We start from the raw sequence: 26,902 nt of genomic DNA, 5'->3' as shown, positions 1-26,902 counted from the left end.
CCGGGACAGAGCATCGCCGAGAAGGGGCATGAAAGGCAGCTACGGGGTGGAGGGGTCGTTGGGGAGGGGGCGGGGTGGGGGTTGGACGGCGGGGATGCAGACGCGGTCCCGGCCCAGCTCCTTGGCACGGTAGAGAGCCAGGTCGGCTGCCGTCAGCAGGTCGATGAGGTCGTCACCGTGGACGCTCATCAGCGCCACCCCGGCCGAGATCGTGACCCTGACCAGGGTGTCGTCCACGGGGATGGCCATGTGGCCGATGCGGACGCGCAGGCGTTCGGCCACCTGGCAGGCCTCGTCGATGTCGGCCCCCGGCAGCAGGACCACGAACTCCTCACCGCCGAACCGGCCCACCACGTCATAGTCACGCAGTTGGCTGCGCAGCATGGAGGCCACCCCGACCAGCACCTGATCGCCGACGAGGTGGCCGTAGGCGTCGTTGACGCGTTTGAAGTGGTCGATGTCGATGATCAGGAGGGCCAGGGTGTCGCCGGTGCGGCGGGCCCGGACGATCTCGGTGTCGGCCTCGCGCTGCCAGGCCGCCGCGTTGAGCAGCCCGGTCTTGGCGTCGGTACGGGCCGCGGCCTGGAGCTGCGCGTGCAGGAGGCTGCGCTGCAGCAGCACCACCGGCGGCAGCGCGAGAATGAGCAGGCCCAGGTTGAGGCCGCAGCCGATGGAGACGATGACACCCAGGCAGAGCTCCACGACGTCGAGCATCACGCTCTCCCTGTCCCACAACACCTCCCGCCAGGCGGTGTCGGGGTTGGCGATGTACGCGGCGATGGCGATCAGCGCGATGTTGAGCAGGGAGAACAGCACGGCGGCCAGCACCGCGTAGAGGATCGGCGGCCCGCTGCCCTGCGACAGCACCCATGGATCCTCCACGAGCCCGTGGAACACGATGGATGCCGTACACCCGGCCAGCCCGATGGCCGCGGAGCTGAACACCCGGCGGTAGAGCACCGTCGCCCGCACGCGCACCTGAAGCAGTATCTGCAGCACGACAGGCGCGAACAGGGCATACATCGGAGGCAGGAGCAGCGCCACCGGCAACCACCAAGCCGACAACAGGTCACGCGACACACCGGCGGGCATGCCCAGCCGCCTGCTCGCCTCGATGCACACCGCGCCGCAGCCCATGAGCGCGGCGAACGTGAGCACGTCGCGCCACTGGAAGACGGTGGACAGCGAGAGCGCCACGATCGCCACAAGATCGAGAGCGACAATCGCGCACAAATAGACAACAAGTGGCCGACGTTGCCCTAGCAACGGAAAGCGGTCGGCCAGAGTTGACACACCGTCGCGAGACTTGATCGATGCGTGACTGGTCACCGCCATCTTGTCCCCTCTCCGACTAACGATGTGTAACACAATAATTGCGGAGTGTGCGATGTGCGATGGGAACCGATACGTTGGCAGTGACCACACCTGCTCGCTTTTATGAGCGGGCCGTGACAAGGAGCCGTGCTGGAAAGGAGCAGCCATGGTGCGGGGCGTGACCTGGACCTGACAGATGCTCTAGCCATCTGACGCGGGCAACACCCATCGGCCGCCCCTCGGGGTGTCATCGGGACCCGGCCGGTGCCCCCCTCCCCCCTCCATCCCAACTGTTCCCCGCGCCCCTCCTCTACAGCTTCCCTGCGCTCTCTCCCGCTTCCCCGCTTCCCCGCTTCTCCCCGTGCCCGCTTCTCCCCGTGCCCGCTTCTCCCCGTGCCCGCTTCTCCCCGTGCCCGCTTCCCCGCTTCTCCGACGTGCTCCCTTCTCGTCTCTCCCGCGCGGCCCTTCCCGCTTCTCCCTGCCTCCTCTTCCAGCGTCTCCCGCGCGCCTCTCCCACTTCTTCGTCGCGACCTGCCGGTTTCTCCGCATCCCCCTCACCAACCCGCAACGCGGCGGACCACCCAACGGCTCAGCACCGCACTGGCCTGCTGCCTCGCTGATGGCCGCCCAACGCGTGGAGGCACCTCACTGGCGGAGGCGCCCACTGGCGCATGGGGCACCTCACCGAGGAAGGCGCTCACTGACGGAGGCGGCCACTGAGGGAGGCGCCTACCGGCGTGGGGGCACCGCGGTGGCGGGCGGTGCCCCCTGTGCGTGCTCGCTGCTAAGCCGCTGCCTTCTCCGGCATCGTCAGCTGCTTGCCATCCCTGCCGGACTTCCTGCCTCCCGCATCGCGTCCCTTCCCGCCCGCGTCGCTGCCCAGGTTGCGGGCCGTGCCGCCCTCCGCGCCCGCTGCTCGGACAGCTGCGCCCTTCGGCCCCCGCTTCCGTACCGGGCTGCCCTCGGAGTGCAGAGCTCGGGTCGCCTCTGCGTTCGGGCTCAGCGCTCGCCTCATCTCGCCGTCGGAGGTCGGCGCCGGCGTGGCCTGGTCATTCGGGCCCACCGTCTGGTTGGTGTTGTCGTCCGGGTCGAGCGCCCGCACGGCATTCTCGGCCGATGCCGATGCCGATGCCGAGGCCGGTGACGGCGCTCGCACGCCCACGTCGCCGTCAGCCGACCGCAGCTCGCGTGCGGCCTCCTCGCCCGATCGACCGGTGCCTTCCTCCTGCGTGAGCGATCGCACGGTGCCGCCAGCCGAGGCCGGCACACGGGTTGTGTCGTCACCCGGCCCCAACGGACGGGCCGGGTCCCCACCCGGTCCCAGCGGGCGCGCCGGGCCGGAGCCCGAGGCCGAGGCGTGGGACATGTCGGCGCCCGAGACTGAGAAGTGAGGGGTGTCGGCGCCCGGAGCCGAGAGGTGGGGTGTGTCGGCGCCCGGGGCCGAGGCGGGGGCGGTTGCCGGGTTGAGTGTGCTCGCCGTTCCGTCGAACGGCTCAGGGGCGAGTGCGGAGCCGTCGTTGGGGAGGAACGTGGGAGGCAGGCCGTCGTCGGCGGTCGCAGGACGCATCCTGTCCGCACCGGCGTCGGTGGTGTGGAACGGGTTGGGCTCTTCGCGGGAGCCGGAGCGGGTCAGGGAGCGCTGGGCGCGGGGGCCCATGGCCCAGTCGCGGGTCTCCTCGTCCAGGCGGTCACGCATCTCCTTGCTCACCGACCCGCCCCCGGCCCGCTCCGGCTTGGTGAAGGCGCCGGTACCCCAGCGCAGGTCGTGGCCTACCGCGCTCGCCTCGATCTCCGGCATGAAGCGGCGGTCCCCCTCGGCGCCGAACTCACGGATGCGCAGCTTGCCCGACACCACCACGGGCTGGCCCGCCCGTACGGATGCCGCGACGTTCTCCCCCAGCGCGCGCCAGCAGCGGACCGCGAAGCAGACCTTCTCCCCGTCCACCCACTGGCCTGTCTTCCTGTCGAAGTAGCGGTGTGTGGTGAGCACCCTCAGCGAAGTGACCTTGACGCCCTCGTCGAAGCTGTACTGCCTCGGCTCTGCCGCGACGTTGCCGGTGAGCGTGATGTAGATGTCGTTCATCCCGTGCCTCCCATGTGGCGGGCCGGCTGCCCGCGGTCTGGGGAACACGGTGCCGCGGAGGGAGGGGGACGGGGACGGCCGAACGCGGTTCTGTGGATGAGGGGGCGAGGGGTGGTGGCGGCTGTGGGTGGCCTCGCGAGGGGGCGGTCGAGGTTGTGGAAAAGGCGCCCCCACTGCCGCGATCGCGGATCACGGGGCGACGGGGCTCCCGCGTCCGACGAGGTCGACTTCCTGGTGGTCGACACGGTGCCACGTCGTCGAGTGCGCGATCGACCGGCTCAAGGGCTCAAGCGTCACCGCGGTGCGGCCACGCGCCATGACGGCATCGCCTCCGACCTGGACCGCGCCGATGTCGACGCCACCGTTCGGACCGCTCAGACATCTCGAACACACGAGAGCTCCCAGCCGAGACGACCGAAGCAGGTCCGCGGGGAGGTGGCGGCGCGTTGCGCCGCCCCCACGTCATCTCAGACCGAGAGGTCCCGCATGGCCGTGTAGAAGGCGTGGTGACGGGTCAGCTCCCGCTCCACCGGCTCCACCACCATCGTGCCCGCCACCGCCGCGACCCTGCGGCGCATCTCGCGTTCCAGCCGCTCCCGCTCCCGGGACGCACCGAGCTCCACGAAGTTGCGGGACGCGATGCCGGACAGCGCGCCGAGCCCGAGCACCGAGGCCATCATCAGCCCCACCCACGGCAGCGTGGCCGTGTCGCCCAGGAGCTCCAGGGACGGCGGGAGCTGGCCGGGCATGAGGAGGCCGACCGCCAGCCAGGCCAGCCCGGCCACGAACGCCACCACCAGGAAGTACTGCCACACCTTGAGCGCCCGCCACCAGCCCGGCACGCGGTCGAGCTGCGGCGCGACCTCCGCGAGGTCCTCCGTGAGAGCCTGCGGGAGCTGGGCGGCGCGGGATCTGGCCGCCTGGTGCACGGACGTGCGCCACACCGGGTGCATGCCCATGGACAGGCCGTCGGCCAGCGCCTGGACCGCGTTGGTGACCTCGGCCGACTGGGCGCTCACCGAGGTGGTGGAGATGCCGCGGATCTCGTCGCTCACGTCGTCGAGCCGCAGGCTCTTCAGCGGGTCGCCGCGCAGCTTGCCGATCCAGCGCGGGTACGGCCAGCCGACCCACCGGCTCGACCGCTCCGCGTACACGTTCTCCATGGCCTCGCCCACGGCCGGCACGCCGACCGCGTCGCACAGCGCGTCCGTCAGCCCCATCCTGCGGGCCTCGTCGACCGCCGAGGGCGCCGACAGCGCCTCCCCCAGGGGCATGGCCTGGCTGAGCTTCTGCTCCAGCCGCTGCAGGTCGGCCTCCAGCTTCTGGAGGGCGGCGCGCCGCCGGGCGACCGAGGTGGCGATGACGCTCTTGAGGCTCTCGATGCCGCGGCCGGTGACCGCGGAGGTCGGTACGACGCTCGGATGCTCGACGCCCTCCCTGCGCAGGAGGTCGTTGAGGTCGATGACCAGCTCGGCCAGCTCCTCGGTGGTCAGCCTGTCGGCCTGGTTGAGCGCGAACACGGTGACCGCCTCGTGCCCGGCCAGCTCCGTCACGTAGCGCCGGTGCGTGGAGGCGTCGGCGTACTTCTGCGGGTCCAGCACCCACACCACCAGGTCGGCCAGCCCGATGAGCCGGTCGGCCTCCGTGTCGGTGAGCGCCCTGATCGAGTCGTGGTCGGGCAGGTCGAGCAGGATCAGCCCGTGGAGCTGGCTGTCGGCCTTGTCGAGCGCGCTGGCGCGGGAGAAACGGTGACGCCATTGGATCTGCAGCCAGTCGAGCAGCGGGGCCGCGCCCTCCAGACCCCACACGCAGGCGTGGGTACGGGCGGTGGTCGGCCTGCGTACGCCGGTCGGCGACAGCTCCAGCCCCGACAGGGCGTTGAACAGCGACGACTTGCCGCTGCCGGTGCCGCCCGCGAGGGCGACGACGGTGTGCTCGGAGGAGAGCTTGAGCCGGTTGCCTGCCCGCTGGAGCAGCGCGCCGGCCTCGGTGAGCAGCTTCTTGTCCAGCCGCCCGGGGCCCAGCTCCACCACCTTGGTGAGCGCGGTCAGCCGCGGGGCGAGCCCCGGCCTGGTGGTCGTGGTGGTCATCGCGCGACCTCGAGGTTGTACGTTGCCTGGTAGAGCCGGGTCGCGACGGACTCGTCGGGAATGCCGGCGGAGTCGAGCGCGTGCACGTAACGCATGGCCTCCTCGTCGAACAGCATGCCGATCCTGGCCCGCAGATCGCTGAGCGCCTTGGCCCCGATGCCGCGCAGCGACTCGGCGCCGAGCAGGGCGTTGACCAGCCGGTGCGGCACCCCTTCGCCGTTGCCGCCGCTGAACATGGCGACCATGAAGATCAGGGCGAGCGACTCGGGATCGAACGAGACCAGCTTCGACACCGACCGCTTGGCCACGCCTTCCGTGCGTACGAGCTCGCCCAGGTGCTCCTGCCAGGACGCGATGGCCCGCCCGGTGTGCCGGATGAGGTCGTCGGACGGCCGGTCGAGGTCCTCCCCGAGCTTGGCGCCCAGCTCCGCGCGGTGCCGCCAGCGCGCCACCACCTCCTCGGAGGCGCGGTTCGCGGCGGCGACGATGACCGACTCCAGGCCGGTGCGGATCGCCGCCTTGAACGCCAGCACCCGCTCCGGGGCCTGCTTGGCGGCCCGGCCGCGCTTGCGCAGCTGCAGCGAGCGTACGAGGTCGCCGGACCCGGCGAAGTCCTGCCACCGGGCGAGCACCTCGCCGTGCAGCAGAGAGCCGTTCCTGGAGGCCTTGTCGATCTCGCTGAGCGCGCTCAGGAAGGCCGCCTCCACGTCGCTGCGCAGCTCGGCCCTGAACGCGACCTGCGTCTCCAGGTGCTTGGCCAGCGCGGGCACGCGGGTGCGGAAGCTGTTGAGCACGCCGTTGAGCGTCTCGCGCACGGCCTGCGCCCGGCGCTCCTCGTCCACCGACAGCTCGGCCAGCCAGAGCCGCAGGTCGGTCACCTCGGCGTCGGGGAGCCTGCCGTCGGTCACCTTCGCCTCGTGGACGACGAACCGGTCGATGTCGCCCAGGCCGTACTCGGTGAGCATGCGGACGAAGTGCTTGAGCACCACGTCCGCGGAACGCTGCTGCACCCGCGACAGGACGATGGCCAGGCGGGCGCCGCGCTCCTTGGCCAGGCGCAGCAGGTTCCACGCGGGGGCGTCGGCGTAGCGGGCGGCCGTGGTCACGAAGATCCACAGGTCGGCGGCGTCGAGCATGCGGTGGGCGATCTCGTGGTGCTCCTCGACCACCGAGTCGATGTCGGGGGTGTCGAGCAGCGCGACGCCCTGCGGGAGCTTCTCGGTCGCGACGATGACCAGGCTGCCCATCCCGGCCTCGGGGGACGGCTTGTCGAGGCGCTGGAGGCCGCCGAGCAGCTCGCCGTCCGCGAACCACTCGCGGTCCTCCGGGTGGCAGACCAGGACGGGGGTGCCGGTCGTCGGGCGGCGTACGCCGGTGCGCGAGACGTTCTTCTCGGCGAGGCTGTTGACCAGGGTGGACTTGCCCGCGCCCGTTGAGCCTGCGATCACGATGAGGGCCGGGGCCGTGCGGGTGCGTACGCGGGGCAGGACGTAGTTCTCGAGCTGGGCCAGCAGGTCGGCCTTGGCCTGTCTCGCCTCCTCTGAGCCGGGCAGGTCGAGGCCGAAGCGCAGGTCGGCGACGCTTTCGCGGAGGGCGTCGAGGGCCGCCATGAGCGCCTCCGCGGCCTCGGCCGGCAGCTCCTCCAGGCTCTCCCCCGGCTGGGCCTGCTCCTCGCCCTGCTGCCGCTGCTCCTCGCCCTGCTCTGCCCGCTCCTCGCCCTGTTCTTCGGCTTCGGGCTCCGGCTCGGAGGTCGGGCCGAGGTCGGCCGCGTGGGCGCTGTCTGACTCCGCCTCCGGGTCGGGACTGGGGTCGCTGTCGAACCGCGACTCGGGATCGGTGTCGGGGTGGCCGCCGGTGCCGGACCGCGGCTCCAGGTCGGTGTCGGGGTGGCCGTCGGTGTCGGATCGCGGCTCGGGGTCGGTGTCGAGCTCCGGATCGCGGACGGTGTCCGGCTCCGACTCGGGGTCGGACGCGAGCTCCACCCCGGAGACGAGGTCAGGCGTGGGCCCCGGCTGGAAGGCGGAATCGGACTCGCCGGTGAAGTCGGAGTCGCCGAAGGCGTCGGGCTCGGGCTCGGGCTCGGGCTCGGGCTCGGGCTCGGGCTCGGCCGCAGTCTCCGGCTCAGATGCGGCTTCGGCGCCGGAGGTGGCCTTGGCATCGGAGGTGGCTTCGGCGCGAAACATGGCTTCAGCGTCGGAAGCGGCCTCAGCGTCGGACGTGGCCTTGGGGCTGGACGCGGCGTCGGGATCGAGATGGGGTCGGGGGCCGGGATCGGCTGTGGTCTCCGGCTCGGACGCGGCCTCGTCACGGACGTCCGGTGACGGTGCGGCCTCTGCCTCCTTCGCGACCTGCGCCGCGCCGGGCCCACCCAGCGCGGCCGGCTTCACGAAGAGAGAGGGCCGCTCGGGTGAGGGCCGCTCGGGTGAGGACTCGTCGGAGGCGGGCCGCGACGGCTGGAACATCGAGGACGGCCGCTCGCCGGACGGGGGCTGCCGCAGGATCGCCGGCTTCTCGAAGAGTGAGGGCCGGCGAGCGGGCGGCTCCTCGCGGGTGTCCCGGCCTCCCCGCGGATCTCCGGCCTCGTCGCGCACGCCCCACACCGACGTTCCGTCTCCGGGGTCGCCGCCGAGGCGTTCAGAGCCGCCGTGGAGGCCGTCGGGGCCGCCGCCGGAAGGCATGTCGGAGTGGCCACCGGGAGCCGCGTCGGCGGCGGTCTCTGAACGACCGCCCGGAGCGGCGTCGGATCGGCCGCCGGGGGCGGTGTCGGCGGCGGTGTCGGAGTGGCCGCCGGGGGCGGCGTCGAGGACGCCGTCAGGCCCGTCGTCGCCCCGGGCCTCGGCGTCGAGGTCCTCGTCCGTCACCGCCCGGAAGCTCAACGTCTGCTCCCCGGGTGACTCCTGCCGCCCGTCATCCATGGCCGTGTTCACGGCAAGCGCTCCGCTCGTACCATCTCGACCTCCTGGCCGACCCGCACGACGTCTCCGACGATGACGATCGCCGGCGGCCGTATCCCAGCCGCGGACACGCGGTCGGCCACGGTGGAAAGCGAAGCGATGACCGCCCGCTGGGTCGGAAGGGTACCGTCCTGTACCACCATTACGGGAGTCTCCGGCGAACGTCCGTCGCGTACGAGGGTCTCGGCCACCTTCGCCAGGCGCTCGACGGCCATCATGAGCACCAGCGTGCCCTGGGAACGGGCCAGGCCGGGCCAGTCGACGGTGGACTTGGGGTCGTCGGGGGCCACGTGCACGGAGATGACGTGGAACTCCTGGCTGACGCCCCGGTGGGTCACCGGCACCCCGGCCGCGGCGGGCACCGCGACGGCGCTGGTGATGCCGGGCACGACCAGCACGGGGATGCCGGCCTCCGCGCAGGCGATCATCTCCTCGCCGCCCCGCCCGAACACGAACGAGTCTCCGCCCTTGAGCCGGACCACGAACTTGCCCTGCCTGGCGCGGTCCACGAGCAGCTCGTTGATCGTCTCCTGGGACAGGGACCGGCCGTAGGGCACCTTGGCGGCGTCGATGAGCTCGACGTCGGGGGCCAGCTCGTCGAGCAGGGCGCGGGGCGCGAGGCGGTCGGCGACGACCACGTCGGCCTGGGCGAGGAGCTGGCGCCCGCGCACGGTGATGAGGCCGGGGTCGCCGGGGCCGCCGCCGACGAGGGCGACGCCGACCGGCTTGGTGCGGTTGCGCCGGGCGTCGACGGTGCCGTCGCGCAGGGCCTCGACCACGGCGTCCCTGATGCCGGCGGCCCGGCGTGGGTCGCCGCCGGCGGTGACGGCCACGCTGATCTCGTCGACGCGCCCGGTGGCGGGTGTCCAGGCGGCCGAGGCGTCCTTGTCGTCGGCGCGCACGCACCACACGCGCTTGGCCTCCGCCTCGGCGGCGACCGCGGTGTTGACGGCCCTGTCGTCGGTGCAGGCCTGTACGAGCCAGGCCCCGTCGCAGTCGCCGACCTCGTAAGGCCGGGCGTGCCACGTGACCCTTCCGGCGGCGATCAGATCGTCGAGGGCCGGCGTGACCGACGGCGACACGACGGTGACCTCCGCACCGGCCTCTAGCAGCGCGGGCACCCGTCGCTGCGCGACGCGGCCGCCGCCCACGACGAGGACCCGGCGGCCGGAAAGCCGCAGGCCGAGGAGGTAGGGACCCATGGGGGGAATCTCCCGTTCGCGAAGGTTGTGTTAGGAGGTAAACCTACCGGCTCCGCATGTGTCATTTGCTGCGCACGGGTCAACGCCCGTCAAGAAGGGGCTGCCGCGGATCCCAGCGAGGCCCGCCCTCATCGTCCTTGCGGCGTCTGGCCATCGCTGACAAGGCTTCAAGGATAACCCGGTTGCCGAGGAACGCGGTGATGTCCGCGTGGTCGTACGGCGGCGCCACCTCGACCACCTCCATGCCGGCCACCGGCATCTCGTAGCAGATCCGGCGCACCGCATCCAGGAGCTGCCGGGCTGTCAGGCCGCCCGGCTCGGGTGTGCCGGTGCCGGGGGCGTGGCCGGGGTCGCAGACGTCGATGTCCACGGACAGGAAGATCTGGTCGCACTCGTCGAGCGCGATCCGGAACGACTCGGTCAGGCATTCGTCCAGCCCGCGAGCCACGATTTCCGTCATCTCATAGGAACGCATGTTTTGCTGAGCCATCCAGCCGAGCGTCTCCGGCTCGGGCCAGTAGCCGCGCAGGCCGATCTGCAGGAACCGATCGCCCCTGATGGCGCCGGACTCGATGAGCCGCCGCATGGGCTGGCCGTGCCCGTACAGGTGGCCGAAGGTGATGTCGCCCGTGTCGGCGTGCGCGTCGAAGTGGATCATCGAGGTGCGCCCGGCCGCGTACGCCCTGGCGGTCCCCCGCGCGTCCGGCAGCGCCACCGTGTGGTCGCCCCCGAGCACCAGCGGGATCGCCCCGGACGAGGCCACCCGGTGCACCGCCTCCTCGATGGCCGCCAGCGAGCCCTCGACGTCCCCGGAGTAGCACTCCACGTCACCGGCGTCCAGGACCCGCAGGTCGCGCAGGGCGTCCACGCGCAGCGCGAGGCTGGGCCTGGAGCCGTCGTGCGGCAGGTAGCAGGCCTGGCGCAGCGCCATGGGCCCGAACCTCGCGCCGGGCCGGTTGGACGTGCCGCCGTCGAACGGGGCGCCGATGATCACCACGTCGGCGCCCGCGTAGCTGGCGGAGTCGTTCACGTCGCAGCGGTCCACCCCGAGGAACGTGATGTCGGGGCCGAACATGGGTCCATAACGAGACACTGTGCCTTACCTCCAGTGCCCCATCATCACACGGGCTTTTCCGTCACTCCTGCCCAGTCGGGGCATCGCCACGTCCATCGCACAGGCCCTGTCGGGCCGGACGTCGTCACGTCTGTCACACGGGCTTCTCGGTTACTCCCGCCGAGTCGAACGTCGCCACGTCGTGCATCACGCGTACCGCCGCGCACACCATCGGGTGCGCCAGCAGGCCGCCCGTGCCCTCGCCGAGCCGGAGCTCCAGCTCCACGAGCGGGCGCAGCCCCAGGTGGGCCAGCGCGGCGGCGTGGCCGGGCTCGGCGGAGCGGTGGCCCGCCACGCAGTGGTCGAGCGCGGCCGGGTCGAGCGCGGCGGCCACCAGGGCGGCGGCTCCGGCGATGACGCCGTCGAGGATCACCGGCACGCGCAGCGCCGCACCGGCCAGGATGAAGCCGGCGATGGCCGCGTGCTCGAACCCGCCGACGGCCGCCAGCGCCCGCAACGCCTCGCTGGGCGAGGAGGAGGCGTCGGTCACCGCGTTCGCGCGCAGGGCCGCGCGCACGATGCCGACCTTGTGCGCGTGCGTGTCGTCGTCGATGCCCGTGCCCCGGCCGGTCACCTCGGCCGGGTCCCTGCCGGTGAAGGCGGAGACGAGGGCGGCGGAGGCGGTGGTGTTGGCGATGCCCATGTCGCCGGTGATCAGGCAGCGCGCGCCCTTGGCGACCAGGTCCCTGGCCACGACGATGCCGGCCTCCAGCGCCTGGACGGCCTGGTCGACGGTCATGGCGGGGCCCTGCGAGAGGTCGGCGGTGCCGTACGCGATCTTGTGGTTGACCAGGTTCGGGGCGTCGGGCAGGTCGGCGGCGACGCCCACGTCCACCACGGTCACGGACGCCCCGGCCTGGGCGGCGAAGGCGTTGGCGACGGCGCCGCCGGACAGGAAGTTGGCCACCATCTGCACCGTGACCTCCTGCGGCCACGGGCTGACGCCGCGCGCGTGCACGCCGTGGTCGGCGGCGAAGATGGCCAGCGCCGCCGGCTCGGGCATGGGCGGCGGGCTGACGCCGGCCGCGCCCGCCAGGCGGACCGCGACCTCCTCCAGCACGCCCAGCGAGCCGCGCGGCTTGGTGAGGCGGTCCTGGTGGGCGCGGGCCTCGGCGAGCGCCTCCGGGTCGGCGGGACGGATCGCCGCCAGCGTCTCAGCGAACACGGAACCTCCAAGAGCCAAGCGTCACGATCCGAACCTCCAAGAGCCGAGCGTCACGATCCGAACATCCAAGGGCCGAACGATCACGGTCCGAACCTCCAAGAGCCGCACGACCAAGAGCCGCACGAGCCGTAGACGTCAGTGGACGAGCTGGAGCGCTTCCTCGTACCGGTCGATCACGACGTCGGCCAGGGTCTCGCAGTCGCCGATCACCTCGGCGCAGCGGATGTCGAGGTCGGGGTGGCCGGCGCCGTACGCCAGCGCCTGCGCCCACACCCGCTCCAGCAGGCCCCCCGCGAACAGCAGGTACGGCACCACGATCACCCGCTTGGCCCCCAGCCGGCGGCAGCGCTCCAGCCCGCCGGGCACCCCGGGCGGGGTGACGGAGACGAACGCGGTCTCGACGGTCATGAAGTCGTAGGCGTGCGTCTCCCAGAACAGCCGGGAGACGCGGTGGACCTCGGCGTTGGCGGTGGCGTCGGTGGAGCCCTCGCCGACCAGCACGACGGCGGTCTCCCCCGGCTCGATGTGCTGGTGGAGGTCCTCGGCCGGCGGGGAGTCGACGGCGCGCAGCCGGGGCCTGGCGCCCGCCAGCTCCAGCGCGCGCGGCCTGGCCAGCTCGGTGGCGGCCTCGTTGAGCCGCTCGGCCAGCAGCGCCAGCACCCGCGGGTCGGGGCCGAGCGGGCGGCCGTAGTCGTACATCAGCGTGGGGTGGCGCTGCTGCTCCAGCGCCATCGCGGCGGGGAACTCCTCGCCCAGCCTGCTCAGGCTGAGCGGCAGCGCCACGAGCCGGTGATGCCCGCGCGCGACCAGGGAGGCGACGGACTCGCTCAGCCGCGGCGTGGCCCGCTCCAGGTAACCCCCCGAGACGTCGGCGCCGGACTGGTCGAGTCGGCAGCGCAGGCGGTGTACGAACCTGCCGAACTCGGCTGCGTAGGCGTCATCCTGGGAGCCCTGCCCGATCAGCAGGAGCGGCGGCTTCATCGTGAGGGTTCTCCGGTGCGGTGGACAAAGACACGCGAGGATAACCGATGCGCCCCTGTGCGGAACAGGTCACCCTGTGTGCGCGGGCGTCGCGTGCACCACGAAGACCGGGTCGCGGGCGGCCAGGCTGTGGGTGCCGTCGGGGTCGAGCACCAGCTTGGAGACCAGGATCTGGGTGCCCTCGCCGCGGTACCCCTGCTCGCGCAGCCGCCCGAGCACGGCGGCGACCTGCTCGACCTTGCGCAGCGCGCACACGAGCACGCGCGGGCCCCTGGCGGCGCACGCGACGATCACGTCGAGGCCGCCGCCGCCCACGAAGACGGCGTCGGGGTCGGGCAGCGGCTCCAGCGCGGGCGGCGCCTGCCCCCTGGTCAGGGCCACTTTGACGCCGTGTTCGAGCACGTTGGCACGCAGCTTCGCGCAGCGTTCCTCGTCGCGCTCGACGGCCACGACGGCCGCGCCGAGCCGGGCGCACTCGACGGCGATCTGGCCGGTGCCCGCGCCGACGTCCCACACCAGGTCGCCGAGGCGGGGCCCCAGCTTGGCCAGCACGTACGCCCGCGCCTCCGGCGGCATCCCGCCCTCGAACGGCAGCGCCCACTCCGACGGGCCCGGCTGCGCCCCGGCGACCCAGCCCGGCTCCTTGGGCTGGTGCAGCGGGTCGATGACGAGCACCACGTCGGGGTCCTTCCACGGCCTGGTCGTGGCCTCGCCCATGCGGCTGTGCGTGACGCGCTCGTCGGGCCCGCCGAGGTCCTCGCAGACGATCAGCGCGCGCGGCGTGGTGGGCGCCAGCTCCCTGGCGAGCTCGCCGGGGCCGACGCCGGGCGCGACCAGCAGCGCGACCTTGGGGTGGGCGCGGCAGGCGTTGACCGCCCTGTTGAGCTGGCGCGGGCCGGACGGGGCGACGACGAGCGCGTCCTCCCAGTTGAGCCCGGCGCAGGCGAAGGCGCGGGTGACGAGCGAGGTGGCGGGCAGCACCTCGGGCTTGAGCCCGTGCGCGCGCAGCCTGCGCACGGCGCCGAAGAAGCCGGGATCGCCGTCCGCGAGCACGACGGCGGGGCCCTCACCGTGCTCCAAGTGGTCGTCGAGCGCCTCCAGCAGCGCCCCGTCGGCCGCGGTCGCCGCGGTCAGCTGGAGCTGCCCGAGAACGGCGTCGGGGCCCACGACGAGCCTGGCCTCCCGCAGCCTGCCCACCGCCTTGGCCGAGAGCTCGGATCCGTCCCAGCCGACAACCGTGATCATTGCGCCTCACCGTCCTCACCTCAAGGGTGACGGCTGCGGGGTGGTTTCACAAAGGGTGCCGGGGTCAGTCCGGTGTCCCCTCAGGCCAGGTCCGAGGGGATGAGGCTGTAGACGACCAGGTCCTGGCCGCCGAGCGAGGCGCGGGCGACGCCCTCGCGGACGAATCCGGCCTTCTCCGCCACCCGCTGGGAGGCGGTGTTGGCGGGGGCGGCGCGGAGCTGGAGCCGGCTGAAGCCGTGCTGCTCGAACAGCCAGCGTGCGATCTTCCGCACGGCCTCGCCCGCGTACCCGTTGCCCCTGGCCCAGGGGGCGGTCATGTAGCCGACCTCGGCGGTCCTGCTGCTCCAGTTGACGTCGCGCAGGTCCACGTTGAGCGCGAAGCGGCCGGTGGCCAGCTCCTCGCCCGTCCAGGCGGCGCCCAGGCCCCTCAGTTGCGTGCGCTCGGCGTGGGCGACGTAGCCGCGCGCGTGCTCCTCGTCGTAGCCGCGCGGCACCCCCGTGTACGCCTGGGTCAGCGGGTCCGCCCCGGTGACGGCCAGGTCGGGGACGTCCGCGAGCGTCTGCGGGCGCAGGAGCAGCCGCTGGGTACGCAGCTCCGTCCTCGGCAGGGTGACGGCGGGCAGGCGCCTGTCATGGCGCAGCAGGCCGAGGATGACGAGGTCGTGCGCCCCGTCCTCGTCCAGCACCGCGTCACGCAGCACGCCTTCCCAGGTGAAGCCCGCCTTGGCGGCGACGCGGAGCGAGGCGAGGTTGTCCAGCCTGGCGGTCAGGTCGATCCTGCGCAGCCCCATGGTGTCGAGTGCCCAGGCCGTCAGGCCGCGCACCGCCTCGGTGGCGAAGCCGCGGCTCCGGTAGAGGGGGTGGACGCCGTACCCGACCTCGGTCGTGCCCGCGCTCCACGAGGTCCTGAACAGGCTGATCGCTCCCACGATGATCCCCTCGGCGTCCGTCATGGCCAGGTGGACGCCCTGGCCCGAGCGGCGCAGCTCGTGCACGCCGTGCATCAGCCAGGGGGCGATCCCCGAGACCCTGTCGGGCGCGCCCGGCGGGAGGAAGCGGGCGCCGGACTGCACGATGGAGCGGATGCGGAGGGTGTCCTTGGGGCCGAACGGCCGGAGCGTAAGCCGTTCCGTGGCGATGCTCACGTCGGGATCGAACACGCTGTGGAGGGTACACAGTCGCGATGTTTGCCCACGAAAGCGGGGGTAGGGGCGCATTGAGGGGAGTGAGGCTGATTATGGAACGTGGGAGCGACAAGCACGGGCCCCGCCTGGACGACGAGCAGAAGCACGAGACCGAGGGCATGGTCCGCGGCGGCGGCACGACGCATGCCGAGGAGTGGAAGGAACCCGAGGCCATGCCGGCGCCCGGTGAGGAAACGCGTAGCTCCTACCCGCCGGGACACGAGCCAGGCGTGCCCGAAGGCATGACGCAGCGGGACGTCAACGTCCGCAGCGACCTCGCCAAGTGGCTGAGCGACACCCACTGGCCCTCGTCCAAGCGCGAGCTGCTGGCCCGCGCCCGCCGCGAGGGCGCGCCCGACCCGGTGATCGACATGGTCGAGTCCCTGCCCGAGCGCGACTACACGAACATGGCCGACGTCGCCAAGGCGCTCGGCATCGGCGTGGAGAAGCGGAGGTGGTGACCGGTGCGGCTCGACTTCATCAGGCCGCTGTACGAGCGGCGCGGCCCGTACGCCTCGGTGTACCTGGGCGCGCTCACCGGGCCCGAGCGCCGCAGCCACTGGCGCGGCGTGCGCGACCGGCTCAACGGGCACTCCGGCCAGGCCGACAAGGCGACGCTGGACGCCCTGGAGGACGAGGCGCTGAGCGCCGCCGCCGGGCGGGCGCTGTTCGCCACGCACGGTGACGTGGTGCTGGCCGAGTCGCTGCGCGAGGCGCCGTACGAGCTGGCCACCTGGACGACGCTGCCGCACGTCACGCCCCTGCTCATGCGGCGCGGCGAGAACGTGCCGCACATCAGGGTCATCGTGGACCACGCGGGGGCGGAGCTCACGGTGTTCGGCGGCGGCTCGCCGCGCAAGGCGACCGTCGAGGCCGCCTCGTGGCCGCTGCAGAAGACCGCCCAGGGCGGCTGGTCGCAGAAGCGGTACGAGCGCGCCGTGGACGAGGTCTGGGAGAAGAACGCCCAGGCCGTGGCCCGGGAGATCGACGAGCAGGTACGCAGGATCGGCGCCGAGCTCGTCCTGGTCGCGGGCGAGCCGAAGTCACGCTCGTACCTGCTGCACCACCTCGGCACCAAGTCGGCCGACCGGGTGACGATGGTGGAGCACGGCAGCCGCGACGACCACGGCCAGTTCGAGCAGGACGTGGAGCAGGCGCTCGACGAATGGCTCGACCGCAGGCGCGCCGAGCTGCTCGAACGCCACCAGGAGGCCTCGGGCCCCACCGGGATGGCGCGGGTGTCGCAGGCGCTGCGCGAGGGCCGGGTGCACGCGGTGCTGCTGCCCGGCGAGCGGCCCGGCCCCGTGTGGATCGGCGAGGGCGGCACGCAGCTCGCCACCGACCGGGGCGAGCTGCAGCGGTGGGGCGTGGACGAGCCCGTTCAGGAGCGCTCGGACTCCGCGCTGGCCAGGGCGGCCGCGATGACGGACGCCGAGCTGTGGTTCACCGACTCGGTGACGGACGTCGCCGCGGTGCTCAGGTACTGATGATCACTTCGAGGGTGCGGGGGCCGTGCACGCCCTCGACCCGGTTCAGCTCGATGTCGCTGGTGGCCGAGGGGCCGCTGATCCAGGTGAGGGGTCGGGCCGGGTCGAGCCGGGCGACGGCCTCCGGCACGCCCGGCACGATCTGGTCGGCCCGCACCACGCACAGGTGGTAGTCGGGGACCAGCGTCTGCGCCCTCGTGCCCTGGCCGGGGCCGTGGTCGAGGACGATGGTGCCGGTCTCGGCGATGGCCACGGCGCAGTTCGTGACCACGCCGTCGGCGGTGTTCACGTCGTCCCAGCCGCCCGCCCGGTCGAAGCCGTCGGGGACGATCATGCGACGCTCGCCGAGGCATTCGTCGATCTTGCCGGGGACCTCGGCCGCCGGGACGACGTGCACGATCGCCCGGTAGTCGTCCACCCGCTCGGCGAACAGCCCGACGATGTCGTCGAGCCGCCGTTCCGTCCGGTAGGCGCGGGGGATCTCGACGTCCTCCGCCCCGGCGACGGCCTTGCGGACCCTGGCGAGGATCTCCTCACGCGCGCTCATTCCGCTCCCACCAGTCTCTGAAGGATTCTTCGGGAATCTCGGGCAGGTCCCGGGTGTCCGTCCAGGCCGCCAGCGGCCCGGGCAGCCGCTTCGGGACCAGCTTGCGTACGCGGGTGGCCGCGCGCTGCGCCTTGGCCAGCCGCTCGTGGTCGTTGAGTATCCAGCCGGCCACCTTCATGCCGGCCTTCTCCGCCGCCGCGTGCGGCGCCTTGGCCCGCAGGTCCACCAGGACCTCGGGGATGTCGATGGCCACCGGGCAGGCCTCGTAGCAGGCGCCGCAGAGGCTGGAGGCGAACGGCAGCGAGGCGTCCAGCTCGGAGGACATGCCTCTGAGCTGCGGGGTGAGGATCGCGCCGATGGGGCCCGGATAGACCGAGCCGTACGCGTGGCCGCCCGCCCGCTCGTACACGGGGCACACGTTCAGGCAGGCCGAGCAGCGGATGCAGCGCAGCGCCTGGCGGCCCACCTCGTCGGCGAGCACGTCGGTGCGGCCGTTGTCGAGCAGCACCAGGTGGAACTCCTGGCCCTCGACGGCGCCGGTCCACATGCTGGTGTAGGGGTTCATCCGCTCGCCCGTGGAGCTTCTCGGCAGGAGCTGGAGGAACACCTCCAGATCCCGCCAGGAGGGCAGCAGCTTCTCGATCCCGACGACGCTGATGAGGGTCTCGGGCAGGGTCAGGCACATGCGGCCGTTGCCCTCGGACTCCAGCACCACCAGCGTGCCGGTCTCGGCCACCATGAAGTTGGCGCCGGAGATCGCGACCTTGCTCCTGAGGAACCGTTCGCGCAGGTGAAGCCGGGCGGCCTCGGTGAGGGCGGGCGGATCGTCGCTCAGGTCGGGGGTGACGTGCGGCATCTTGTCGAGGAAGATCTCGCGGATCTCCGACCGGTTGCGGTGGATCGCGGGGACCAGGATGTGGCTGGGGAAGTCGTCGCCGAGCTGCACGATGAGCTCGGCCAGGTCCGTCTCGTACGCGGTGATGCCGTGCGCGGCCAGCGCCTGGTTGAGCTCGATCTCCTGGGTGGCCATCGACTTGACCTTGACCACCTCGGTCTCGCCGGTGGCCTTGACCAGGTCCGTCACGATGCGGTTGGCCTCGGCGGCGTCCCTGGCCCAGTGGACGGTGCCGCCCGCCCGCGTCACGGCCGCTTCGAGCTGGAGCAGGTAGCGATCGAGGTTGCGCAGGGTGTGGTCCTTGATGGCCTTGCCCGCCGCGCGCAGCTCCGGCCAGTCGGGCAGCTCGCCGACGACGCCCGCCCGCTTGCCGCGGATGGTGTGGGTGGCCTTGCGGAGGTTGAAGCGAAGCTGCGAGTTCTGTACGGCCTCCCGGGAGTTCTCCGGGAAGCTCCCCGGCATGCCGAGGAACGTCGCGCTCATTGGGCCTCCTCCGTCGATGCGAGGATCTCCGCCAGGTGCATGGTCCTGACGCCGGTCTGCTGGCGGCTCAGCGTGCCGCCGATGTGCATGAGGCAGGAGTTGTCGGCCGCGCACAGCACCTCGGCGCCCGTGTCCATGATGTTGCGGGTCTTGTCGGCGCCCATCGCGGCGGAGACGGCCGGGTTCTTGACCGCGAACGTGCCGCCGAAGCCGCAGCACTCCTCGGCGCCCGGCAGCGGCACGAGCTCCAGGCCGCGTACGCTCCGCAGCAGCCTGGTGGGCCGGTCTCCGAGGTGGAGGCCGCGCAGCGAGTGGCACGTCGGGTGATATGTCACCCGGTGCGGGAAATATGCGCCGACGTCCTCGACCTTCAGCACGTCGATCAGGAACTCCGACAGCTCGTACACCCTGGGCGCGACCTCCGCGATCGCCACCGCTCCCCTGCTGCCCGGCTTGGCCAGCTTCGGGTACTGCTCGCGCACCATGGCCGCGCACGACCCCGACGGCGCGACGACCGCGTCGTACCCGGCGAACACCTCCGTGAAGTGCCGGGCCAGCCGCACGCCCTCCTCCCGGTAGCCGGTGTTGACGTGCATCTGCCCGCAGCACGTCTGGGCGGCGGGGAAGTCCACGTCACAGCCGAGCCTGCGCAGGAGCGACACCACGGCCTTGCCGGTGCCCGGGAAGAGCGTGTCGTTCACGCACGTGATGAACAGGGCGACTCGCACGCCTCTCCTTCCGAAGTATGGTCCGACCACAGTATGGTCAGACCATATCGAACCACAACGTTTCCGGCCAGCATGAGGAGGCTCCGGGTGGAGGACACCGGCTGGCGTCCCGTCAAGCGGACGCGGACGTTCGAGGACGTGCTCGCCCAGATCGAGCGGCGCATCACCGAGGACGGCCTCACCGTGGGCGACCGCCTGCCCGCCGAGCGCCAGCTCGCCGAGCAGCTCGGCGTCAGCCGCTCCTCGGTACGCGAGGCGATGCGCGTGCTGGAGACCCTCGGCGTGGTCTCCTCCCAGGTCGGCCGGGGCCCCGACGCGGGCGCGGTGCTCACCTCGCGCCCCGACTCCGCGCTGACCGACCTGCTGCGCCTCCACCTCGGCCTGGCCAGCCTGGAGATGCGCGAGGTCATCGACACCCGGCACATGATCGAGCAGTGGGCCGCCGCGCAGGCCGCCACGGCCGGCGCCGACACCTCCGCCCTGGCCGCCGCCCTGGCGGGGATGGACGGGGCGCGGACGGCCGAGGAGTTCGTCGAGCACGACACGGCCTTCCACTGCGCGATCGCGGACGCCTCGGGCAACCGGCTCATCGCCGCCATCATGCGCTCGCTGCGCGACTCGATGCGCAGGTACTCGGTCGAAGCGGTGCAACGCCTCGGGGACACGTCCGTCCTGCGCGCGGACCACGTACGGATCCTGGAGGCCATCGGACGCGGCGAGGCGGGCGAGGCGACCCGGGCCGTGTCGGAGCATCTCGCGCACGCCTACCCGTCACTGTTCCGCTAGCCCTGCCTGTCGGCCTGGCGGCAGGCCGCTCCCGCGCACCCGGCCATCGCCGCCAGCCGCTGGTCCAGCCGCGCCACCAGCGCCGGGTCGGCGGTCTCCGCCAGGTTGGTGAGCTGGTAGGGGTCGGTGTTCAGGTCGTAGAGCTGCCGCTCCCCCGTCTCGTACCGGACGTAGGTGTACTGCTCGGTGCGCAACGCCCGGTAGGCGGGCACGGGCGTCTGGGCCGCCGACGAACGGTCGGCGGGCCGGGTGAACTCCACCAGCACGTGCTTGCGCCATTCGGCGGGCGGCGTGCCGCGCAGCAGCGGCACCAGCGAGCGGCCCTCCGCGAACGACGGCACCGTGGCCCCGCCCAGCTCGGCGAAGGTCGGGGCGAGGTCGATCGTCGCGCCCATGTGGGTGATCGTCGAGCCGGCCGCGATGCCGGGGCCGCGCACGACGAGCGGGATCCTGATCGCCTCCTCGAACGGGGTGGTCTTGCCCTGCTTGAGGCGATGCGTGCCGAGGTGGAAGCCGTTGTCCGAGGTGAAGAAGATGTAGGTGTCGTCCAGCTTCCCGGCCTCGCGCAGGGCGTCGACCACCGAGCCGACGAGGTCGTCCACGCCGAGCATGGCCCGCAGCCGCCTGCGGTAGTTCTCGTCCACGTCGGCCTGGGCCTCCAGCGTGAGCGGGGGCCTGTCGCGCAGCCAGAGCGGCTCGGCGCTCACGTCCTCCTGGTTGAACGAAGGCGTGCGCGGCGCCATGGCCAGCGGGAAGGCGTGCGCGTGCCGGTGGGCGGGGTTGGCCGGGTTGTGCGGGCCGATCGGGGACAGGTGGAGGAAGAACGGCTGGTCCGCGCCGGCGATGAAGTCGCGGGCCTTGCGGGCCAGCACGTCGGACAGGTAGTCCTGCTCCTCCCAGCCGTAGTCGCGCGGCACGCCGTTCTCGTTGAGCCGGTAGCCGTACTCCTCGTAGAGCTTGCGCACCGGCACGTCCCACTCGTTCCAGCCCGGCGGCACGTACGCGCCCCCGGCCGTCGCGCCGGGATAGTGGTTGAGGAACTTGCCCATCAGGCCGGTGCGGTAGCCGGCCTGCTGCATCCAGGTGCCGATCGTGGAGCGTTCCAGACCCAGGGTGTGGAAGCGGTCGAAGCCCCCTTCCGGGGCGGTGTTGGTCAGCACGCCGTGGCTGTGGACGTGCTGGGAGCGCAGGATCGACGCCCTGGAGGGGCAGCACCAGGAGTTCGTCACGAAGAAGCGGTCGAACGAGGCGCCCTGGTGGACGAGATGCCGCGTGATGTTCGGGAAGAGCGGCAGGGTGCCGGCCTCGAGGTCGTCGGCCAGGATGAGGACGACGTTGGGCCGCGAGTCGCCCGCCGCGATCGTCGGCTCGGCTGCCGGCAGGAGCAGCAGCAGCAGGCAGGCGAGTCGACAGAGAGCCTTGAGCACAGATGGTGACTACCCCGGGAGATCCTCCATTGACACTTGGGACATCCCCGGCCGTAATAGAACTTAATTCCGGAGGTGGTCTCATGAAGCTCGGCTTGAACCTCGGTTACTGGCAGCGCGACGCCGACGACGCGACCGAATCGGTCCTGGCGGCCGAGCGGCTCGGCTACGACTCGGTGTGGACGGCGGAGGCGTACGGGAGCGACGTCTTCACGCCGCTGGCCTGGTACGGCGCGCGGACGTCCCGCATCAAGCTGGGCACCTCGATCGCCCAGATCTCCGCCAGACCCCCCGTCACGACCGCGATGACCGCCATGACCCTCGACCATCTCACGGGCGGCAGGCTGCTGCTGGGCGTGGGCGCCTCGGGGCCGCAGGTGGTGGAGGGCTGGTACGGCCAGCCGTTCGCCAGGCCGCTGGCCAGGACCCGCGAGTACGTCGAGATCATGCGCAAGGTGTGGCGCCGCGAGGAGCCGGTGACCGGCGACGGCGAGCACTACCCGCTGCCGCTGCCCGGCGGCCTGGGCAAACCGCTCAAGTCCATCACCCATCCGCTCCGCCCCGACATCCCCCTCTACCTCGGGGCGGAGGGGCCGAAGAACGTGGCGCTGGCCGCCGAGGTGGCGCAGGGGTGGCTGCCGCTGTTCGCCTTCCCCGAGAAGATCGAGGAGATGTACGGCGAGGCGCTGTCGGGCGCCGAGCCGGGCTTCGACGTGGCCGCCATGGTGATGGTGCTGATCTCCGACGACCTGCGGGGCGCGCTCGACGTGGTCAAGACGATGCTGACGCTCTACATCGGCGGCATGGGCGCCAGGCAGCGCAACTTCCACGCCGACATCATCGGCCGGATGGGCTACGCCGAGGCGGCCGAGCACATCCAGGCGCTGTACCTGGCGGGGCGCAAGGACGAGGCTTTCCGGGCGATCCCGGACGAGCTGGCCGACGGCATCTCGCTCGTCGGCCCGCCCGGCCGGATCAAGGAGCGGCTGGAGCTGTGGCACCGCAGCCCGGTCACGAGCCTGCTCGTCATGGGGGTGCGGGACGAGCCCTCGCTGAAGCTCGTCCGCGACCTCGTGCTCGGTTAGTCGGGGCGGGGCGCCGGGTCGGCGGTGACCGAGCGGAGCAGCGGGCGGCTCAGCGCGCCCGCCGCGATCACCCCGGCGAAGCCCGCCACGACGCAGCCCGCCAGCGTGAGCGTGCCGACCACGTTCATGCCGCCGATCATGAACGGCACCGCGCAGAACGCCCCCACGAGGATCGCCCCGCCGCCCATGACCGTCAGCGGGACGAGCGTCTCGGTGCGGCGGGCCCGGTCGAGCACCTCCAGCGGCGTGCCCGCCAGGCGCAGCAGCCCGTACGTCTGCCGCCGGTCCAGGATCGACGACGTGGCCGTGATCCCCGAGCTGGCGATGGCCACCAGGAACGACACCGACAGCACCACGATCGTGCCCACCCGGACGTCGGCCAGGATGTCGATGCCGAAGCGCCGGTCGTCACGCTCGGTGGTCGGCGTGCGGCCGGGCACGAGGCCGGCCAGCGCGGTGCGGGCCCGGTCCAGGGTGGCCGCGTCGGCGGAGCTGCCCAGGGCCGTGACCACGACGTCCTCGACGGGCTTCACCGTGGCCGTCACCCCCGCCGCGCGCAGCCGTTCGCGGGCCTGCGTGGCCACCTGCGCGGCCTGTCCCGCCGGGGCGGTGACGCGGAGCTGGGGCGGGCCGGTCACCTCGGCGCCGAACCCCGTCGGGCTGAGCAGGCCGAGGAAGCCCGCCACGAATCCGGTCAGCGCCACGCCGCTCACCGTGCGCCAGGCGGAGCGCGGGTCGTCCACGAGCCGGCGGCCGGCCAGCAGCCGGGCGGGACCCCGTGCGGTCGCCGCCGTGATCCGGCCGATCAGGCCGACCACCCACGGCCCGGCCAGGTTGATGCACAGGAACGCCAGGGCCAGCGCCACCGCCACGACCGCCACGCTGGTGCCCCTGGTGACGATCGGGAACGCGACCAGCACCGCCAGCAGGGCGAGCACCCTGACGAACCGCATGGCGGGCGGCGTCTCCCGCTTGGCCACGCCGAGCGGGCTCACCACGACCCGGCGCAGGCCGGCCACCGCCGACAGCCCCACCAGCAGCGGCACCGCGACCAGCACCCCCGCCAGCACGAGCGGCCCGGGGAACAGGTCGGCGGCGAACCACGGCCCGCCCTGCATCTCGATCCCGGCCAGCAGCGGCACGGCCAGGGCGAAGACGACGGCCCCCGCCAGCGCGCCCGCCAGCGCGACGATCACCGCCTCCGCCACGGTCATCGCGACGACCTGCCCGGGCGTGGCCCCGATCAGCCGCAGCGCCGCCAGCCGCTGGTCACGCCTGGCCACCGTGAGCCGGGCCGCCGCGCCCCCGAACACCAGCAGCGGCACGACCATGAGCACGCTGGCGACGAGCGAGAGCGCCTGGTACGCCTCCGCGTCCTCGCTCGGCTCGCCCGCCAGGTTCGCGACCTTGACGGGCGGCTTGGCGATGATCCAGTCGCCGGACCGCTGGGCGGTCATGGCCGGGGCGTCCGCCTCCTGGCCGACGACCGCGACCAGCTCGTCCGGATGGACGAGGGCCTCGTCGCCGAGCACGCCCTTCAGCCCCGGATAACGCTCGGCCAGCTCGCCGGCGGGCAGCTCCTCGGCCAGCTCCGCCAGGGCGGGTGACAGCCACACCTCGCCGGGCGCGGGGAAGCGGGGCAGGCCCGGCGGCGGCTCCGGCGCCTTGCCGGGAAGCGCGGCCAGGTCGACGACGGTGATGGTCCGGTCGCGGACGAAGTCGAAGCGCGACGCCTCGACGGCCACGGCGGCGCCGGACGCGGCCGGCACCGGGTTGCGCCAGGCGCCGCGCTCGGCCCTGGCCTGGAAGGCGGAGTTCGCGGCCACGGCGAACAGCAGCAGCGCCGTGGCCACCGCGACGGCGCCCAGCGTGAGCCAGGTGCCCAGCATGCCCTTGCGCCCGCCGCCCCTGAGCAGCCGCCAGGTCAGGTCGAGGTTCACGCGTAGGCTCCGCTCACCAGCAGCCGGCCGTCGCGGACCTCGACCGTGCGGTCGCACCAGGCGGCCACGTTCGGGTCGTGGGTGACGACGATGAGGCTGGCGTCGTTGTGCTTGGTGGCCTCCACCAGCAGCCGCATCGTCTCCTGCCCCGTCTGCTGGTCGAGCGCCCCCGTGGGCTCGTCGGCGAAGACCACGGCCGGCCTGGTGACCAGCGCCCTGGCGATGGCCACCCGCTGCGCCTGGCCGCCGGACAGCTCGCCCGGCCGCCTGGACTCCATGGAGTGCAGGCCGAGCGGGCCGAACCACTCGCGGGCCTGCCGTACGGCCTGGGTCCTCGGCACGCCGCCCAGCATGAGCGGGAGCGCCACGTTCTCCTCGGCGGGCAGCTCGGGCAGGAGCTGGCCGAACTGGAAGACGAAGCCGAAGCGGGTGCGGCGCAGCGCGCTGCGCTTGCGCTCGCCCAGCGCGTCGATGCGCCGGCCGAGCAGGTGCACCTCGCCACCGTCCGGCTTCATGATGCCGGCCAGGCAGTGCAGCAGCGTCGACTTGCCGGAACCGCTCGGCCCCATGATCGCCACGGCCTCGCCCGCCCGTACCGCGATGTCCACGCCGCCCAGGGCGACCGTCTGCCCGAACCGCTTGGCCAGGGCTCGTCCAACAAGCACGTCGTTCATGCCGTCCAGGCTCCCGCCGGAGGGGGTGCCGGCGGATCGGCCGTGCGACCATATCCGCCTCGGCCGAACGGCTGATCCCTAGAGTTGAGGCCGTGACTATTCGGGTTCTCATCGCAGACGACCAGCAACTGGTGCGCACCGGCTTCCAGATGATTCTGGACGCCCAACCGGACATGGAGGTCGTGGCCGCCGTCTCCGACGGGGCCGAGGCCGTCTCGGAGGCCAGGCGGCTGCGTCCGGACGTGTGCCTGCTCGACATCAGGATGCCCAAGCTAGACGGGCTCGAGGTGACCCGCGTGCTGGCGGGCCCGGGCGTGGAGAACCCGATGCGGGTCGTCATCGTCACCACCTTCGACCTGGACGAGTACGTGTACGGAGCCCTGCGCTCCGGCGCCACCGGCTTCCTGCTCAAGGACAGCGGGCCCACGCTGCTGATCGAGGCGGTCAGGGCCGCGGCGGCGGGCGACGCGCTGGTGTCGCCGTCGATCACGGTGCGGCTGCTGCAGCACCTGGCCCAGCCCCGCCGCCGGGCCGCGCCGCCGTCGAACGACCCGCTGACGGACCGCGAGCTGGACGTCGTGCGCCTGGTGGCCAGGGGGCGGACGAACCAGGAGGTGGCCGGAGAGCTGTTCGTCTCCCTGTCGACGGTGAAGACGCACCTGGGCAGCATCCAGGCCAAGCTCGGTGTCCGCAATCGGGTTGAAATCGCAGCTTGGGCGTGGGAATCCGGCGTGGTGAGCTGATTAACAGCGGGGCTGCCGGGATACAAGTGAATCAGAACCTCAGCGCATGGCCCGGGGGGAGATCAACGTGCGCTACACCCAGGCATCGCCCGCCAGAGCCGCCTCTGCCGTCTACGTGACGCTCACCGCCCAGATCCTCTCCCTCGGCGCTCTCGTGAGCTTCGAGCTGTCGCGCGGGCGCCGGCTCGCCGCCGAGCTGGCCGCCTTCGGCGGACGTCCGCAGGGCGCCGACGCCGAGGCCGTGGTGGGGGCGGTGACGATGTTCGCGGTGCTGATGATGCTGGTGGCGGGCACCACGATCGCCGCCGCTGCCGCCTACGCGACCTGGCTCGTACGCGCCAGGCAGGCCAACGACCGCTCGGCCGCGACCGGCCCCGTCGCGGCGGCCTGGCTGCTTCCCGGCGTCAACCTGCTCGCGCCGGCCGTGCTGGTCGACGAGGTCTGGCGCGGCACCCGCCCGCCTGCCGGACGCCGCGGGCGGTGGCTGGCGCTGCTGGCGGGGTGGTGGGCGGCCTGGCTGGCCACGCTCGCCCTGGTGACGATCCGGCTCCCGCTCGACGCGTCCGCGGGCGACCTGACGGGGGTGGGGGTGCCGGAGCTGGCCTGCGCCTCGGTGGCCGCTCTGCTGTGCGCCTGCACCGTACGGGAGCTGACCCGGCTGCAGCGGGCGGCCCGCTCGGCCCGCACCGCCGAGCCCGGCACCATGCGCACGTTCTCGCCCCAGCCGCCGCAGCCCGCCCCGGGCTCCACGGCGGTGGGGCGCACCGGCTGACCC

General features: G+C 72.7%; 22 protein-coding genes. 6 read left to right on the top strand and 16 right to left on the bottom strand.

What is annotated here, in order from left to right:
- Window positions 1-39 precede the first annotated feature (39 nt).
- From HD597_RS62950 to HD597_RS62900, 10 genes are all read right to left on the bottom strand, one after another.
- Entirely contained in the window at window positions 40-1,206 is a 1,167-nt protein-coding gene (locus tag HD597_RS62950; protein WP_253759071.1) for a GGDEF domain-containing protein, read from the bottom strand.
- A gap of 892 nt (window positions 1,207-2,098) precedes the next feature.
- Window positions 2,099-3,397, bottom strand: a complete 1,299-nt coding sequence (locus HD597_RS62945; protein ID WP_253759069.1) for a single-stranded DNA-binding protein — start codon at window positions 3,395-3,397, stop codon at window positions 2,099-2,101.
- A gap of 467 nt (window positions 3,398-3,864) precedes the next feature.
- Window positions 3,865-5,487: a GTP-binding protein gene (locus tag HD597_RS62940; protein WP_253759067.1), complete on the bottom strand. Its 1,623-nt coding sequence runs from the start codon at window positions 5,485-5,487 to the stop codon at window positions 3,865-3,867.
- Window positions 5,484-8,414: a dynamin family protein gene (locus HD597_RS66420; protein WP_308210949.1), complete on the bottom strand. Its 2,931-nt coding sequence runs from the start codon at window positions 8,412-8,414 to the stop codon at window positions 5,484-5,486. Before HD597_RS66420 ends, HD597_RS62940 begins: the two co-directional genes overlap by 4 nt.
- A complete protein-coding gene (gene cobA, locus HD597_RS62925) occupies window positions 8,411-9,643 on the bottom strand; it encodes a uroporphyrinogen-III C-methyltransferase (protein ID WP_253759064.1) in 1,233 nt (410 codons plus the stop codon). Before cobA ends, HD597_RS66420 begins: the two co-directional genes overlap by 4 nt.
- A 79-nt stretch (window positions 9,644-9,722) precedes the next feature.
- Entirely contained in the window at window positions 9,723-10,718 is a 996-nt protein-coding gene (speB, locus tag HD597_RS62920; RefSeq protein ID WP_253759062.1) for an agmatinase, read from the bottom strand.
- A 133-nt stretch (window positions 10,719-10,851) separates the two neighbouring features.
- Window positions 10,852-11,922, bottom strand: coding sequence for a nicotinate-nucleotide--dimethylbenzimidazole phosphoribosyltransferase (gene cobT / locus HD597_RS62915; RefSeq protein ID WP_253759060.1), 1,071 nt, complete (start codon window positions 11,920-11,922; stop codon window positions 10,852-10,854).
- Window positions 11,923-12,057: 135 nt separating this feature from the next.
- Window positions 12,058-12,903 (bottom strand): sirohydrochlorin chelatase, encoded by an 846-nt coding sequence (locus tag HD597_RS62910; RefSeq protein WP_253759058.1) that lies wholly within the window; start codon window positions 12,901-12,903, stop codon window positions 12,058-12,060.
- Window positions 12,904-12,972: 69 nt separating this feature from the next.
- Entirely contained in the window at window positions 12,973-14,148 is a 1,176-nt protein-coding gene (locus HD597_RS62905; protein ID WP_253759056.1) for a bifunctional cobalt-precorrin-7 (C(5))-methyltransferase/cobalt-precorrin-6B (C(15))-methyltransferase, read from the bottom strand.
- Window positions 14,149-14,228: 80 nt separating this feature from the next.
- On the bottom strand, window positions 14,229-15,308 hold the full coding sequence (locus HD597_RS62900) for a GNAT family N-acetyltransferase (RefSeq protein WP_253759054.1): 1,080 nt from the start codon (window positions 15,306-15,308) through the stop codon (window positions 14,229-14,231).
- 77 nt (window positions 15,309-15,385) lie between these two features.
- Between HD597_RS62900 and HD597_RS62895 the strand changes: the two genes are divergently transcribed.
- Both HD597_RS62895 and HD597_RS62890 read left to right on the top strand, forming a co-directional pair.
- A complete protein-coding gene (locus tag HD597_RS62895; protein ID WP_253759052.1) occupies window positions 15,386-15,793 on the top strand; it encodes a DUF2795 domain-containing protein in 408 nt (135 codons plus the stop codon).
- 3 nt (window positions 15,794-15,796) lie between these two features.
- Window positions 15,797-16,819 (top strand): baeRF2 domain-containing protein, encoded by a 1,023-nt coding sequence (locus HD597_RS62890; protein WP_253759050.1) that lies wholly within the window; start codon window positions 15,797-15,799, stop codon window positions 16,817-16,819.
- Here HD597_RS62890 and HD597_RS62885 read toward each other — a convergent pair.
- The 3 genes from HD597_RS62885 to HD597_RS62875 are packed head-to-tail and all read right to left on the bottom strand — an operon-like array spanning window position 16,809 to window position 19,472.
- Window positions 16,809-17,366 (bottom strand): LutC/YkgG family protein, encoded by a 558-nt coding sequence (locus tag HD597_RS62885; protein WP_253759048.1) that lies wholly within the window; start codon window positions 17,364-17,366, stop codon window positions 16,809-16,811. The genes HD597_RS62890 and HD597_RS62885 overlap by 11 nt on opposite strands.
- Complete coding sequence (locus HD597_RS62880; protein ID WP_253759046.1) at window positions 17,353-18,744, bottom strand: lactate utilization protein B; 1,392 nt, start codon at window positions 18,742-18,744, stop codon at window positions 17,353-17,355. Before HD597_RS62880 ends, HD597_RS62885 begins: the two co-directional genes overlap by 14 nt.
- Entirely contained in the window at window positions 18,741-19,472 is a 732-nt protein-coding gene (locus HD597_RS62875) for a (Fe-S)-binding protein (RefSeq protein ID WP_253759044.1), read from the bottom strand. The genes HD597_RS62880 and HD597_RS62875 overlap by 4 nt, the downstream gene beginning before the upstream one ends.
- 87 nt (window positions 19,473-19,559) lie before the next feature.
- Here HD597_RS62875 and HD597_RS62870 point away from each other — a divergent pair, with 87 nt between their 5' ends.
- Window positions 19,560-20,258, top strand: coding sequence for a FadR/GntR family transcriptional regulator (locus HD597_RS62870; RefSeq protein WP_253759041.1), 699 nt, complete (start codon window positions 19,560-19,562; stop codon window positions 20,256-20,258).
- On the opposite strand, the gene HD597_RS62865 is transcribed toward HD597_RS62870, so the two are convergent.
- Window positions 20,255-21,685 (bottom strand): sulfatase family protein, encoded by a 1,431-nt coding sequence (locus tag HD597_RS62865; RefSeq protein ID WP_253759039.1) that lies wholly within the window; start codon window positions 21,683-21,685, stop codon window positions 20,255-20,257. The two genes, HD597_RS62870 and HD597_RS62865, sit on opposite strands and share 4 nt — an antisense overlap.
- A gap of 83 nt (window positions 21,686-21,768) precedes the next feature.
- On the opposite strand from HD597_RS62865, the gene HD597_RS62860 reads away from it, so the two are divergent.
- The gene (locus HD597_RS62860; protein WP_253759038.1) at window positions 21,769-22,770 is read left to right on the top strand and encodes an LLM class F420-dependent oxidoreductase; all 1,002 of its coding nucleotides are present in this window, start codon (window positions 21,769-21,771) and stop codon (window positions 22,768-22,770) included.
- Here the strand turns inward: HD597_RS62860 and HD597_RS62855 are convergent.
- A complete protein-coding gene (locus HD597_RS62855; protein WP_253759036.1) occupies window positions 22,767-24,710 on the bottom strand; it encodes an FtsX-like permease family protein in 1,944 nt (647 codons plus the stop codon). The two genes, HD597_RS62860 and HD597_RS62855, sit on opposite strands and share 4 nt — an antisense overlap.
- On the bottom strand, window positions 24,707-25,384 hold the full coding sequence (locus HD597_RS62850) for an ABC transporter ATP-binding protein (RefSeq protein WP_253759034.1): 678 nt from the start codon (window positions 25,382-25,384) through the stop codon (window positions 24,707-24,709). The genes HD597_RS62855 and HD597_RS62850 overlap by 4 nt, the downstream gene beginning before the upstream one ends.
- 92 nt (window positions 25,385-25,476) lie before the next feature.
- Here HD597_RS62850 and HD597_RS62845 point away from each other — a divergent pair, with 92 nt between their 5' ends.
- Together HD597_RS62845 and HD597_RS62840 are read left to right on the top strand one after the other, a co-directional pair.
- Window positions 25,477-26,127: a response regulator gene (locus HD597_RS62845; protein ID WP_253759032.1), complete on the top strand. Its 651-nt coding sequence runs from the start codon at window positions 25,477-25,479 to the stop codon at window positions 26,125-26,127.
- Between the two features lie 46 nt (window positions 26,128-26,173).
- Complete coding sequence (locus tag HD597_RS62840; RefSeq protein WP_253759029.1) at window positions 26,174-26,899, top strand: DUF4328 domain-containing protein; 726 nt, start codon at window positions 26,174-26,176, stop codon at window positions 26,897-26,899.
- Window positions 26,900-26,902 lie beyond the last annotated feature (3 nt).

It is taken from the genome of Nonomuraea thailandensis (assembly GCF_024172165.1).
Lineage (GTDB): Bacteria > Actinomycetota > Actinomycetes > Streptosporangiales > Streptosporangiaceae > Nonomuraea > Nonomuraea thailandensis.
Note: the sequence above shows the minus strand (reverse complement) of the source record. Positions and strands in the feature narration are given on the sequence as shown.

What these genes read in the sequence shown, in the direction of transcription:
- HD597_RS62945 (WP_253759069.1), bottom strand. Translation starts at nt 3,397, where the DNA reads ATGAACGACATCTACATCACGCTCACCGGCAACGTCGCGGCAGAGCCG.
- HD597_RS62940 (WP_253759067.1), bottom strand. Translation starts at nt 5,487, where the DNA reads ATGACCACCACGACCACCAGGCCGGGGCTCGCCCCGCGGCTGACCGCG.
- cobA (WP_253759064.1), bottom strand. Translation starts at nt 9,643, where the DNA reads ATGGGTCCCTACCTCCTCGGCCTGCGGCTTTCCGGCCGCCGGGTCCTC.
- speB (WP_253759062.1), bottom strand. Translation starts at nt 10,718, where the DNA reads ATGTTCGGCCCCGACATCACGTTCCTCGGGGTGGACCGCTGCGACGTG.
- HD597_RS62910 (WP_253759058.1), bottom strand. Translation starts at nt 12,903, where the DNA reads ATGAAGCCGCCGCTCCTGCTGATCGGGCAGGGCTCCCAGGATGACGCC.
- HD597_RS62905 (WP_253759056.1), bottom strand. Translation starts at nt 14,148, where the DNA reads ATGATCACGGTTGTCGGCTGGGACGGATCCGAGCTCTCGGCCAAGGCG.
- HD597_RS62895 (WP_253759052.1), top strand. Translation starts at nt 15,386, where the DNA reads ATGGAACGTGGGAGCGACAAGCACGGGCCCCGCCTGGACGACGAGCAG.
- HD597_RS62885 (WP_253759048.1), bottom strand. Translation starts at nt 17,366, where the DNA reads ATGAGCGCGCGTGAGGAGATCCTCGCCAGGGTCCGCAAGGCCGTCGCC.
- HD597_RS62880 (WP_253759046.1), bottom strand. Translation starts at nt 18,744, where the DNA reads ATGAGCGCGACGTTCCTCGGCATGCCGGGGAGCTTCCCGGAGAACTCC.
- HD597_RS62860 (WP_253759038.1), top strand. Translation starts at nt 21,769, where the DNA reads ATGAAGCTCGGCTTGAACCTCGGTTACTGGCAGCGCGACGCCGACGAC.
- HD597_RS62850 (WP_253759034.1), bottom strand. Translation starts at nt 25,384, where the DNA reads ATGAACGACGTGCTTGTTGGACGAGCCCTGGCCAAGCGGTTCGGGCAG.
- HD597_RS62840 (WP_253759029.1), top strand. Translation starts at nt 26,174, where the DNA reads ATGGCCCGGGGGGAGATCAACGTGCGCTACACCCAGGCATCGCCCGCC.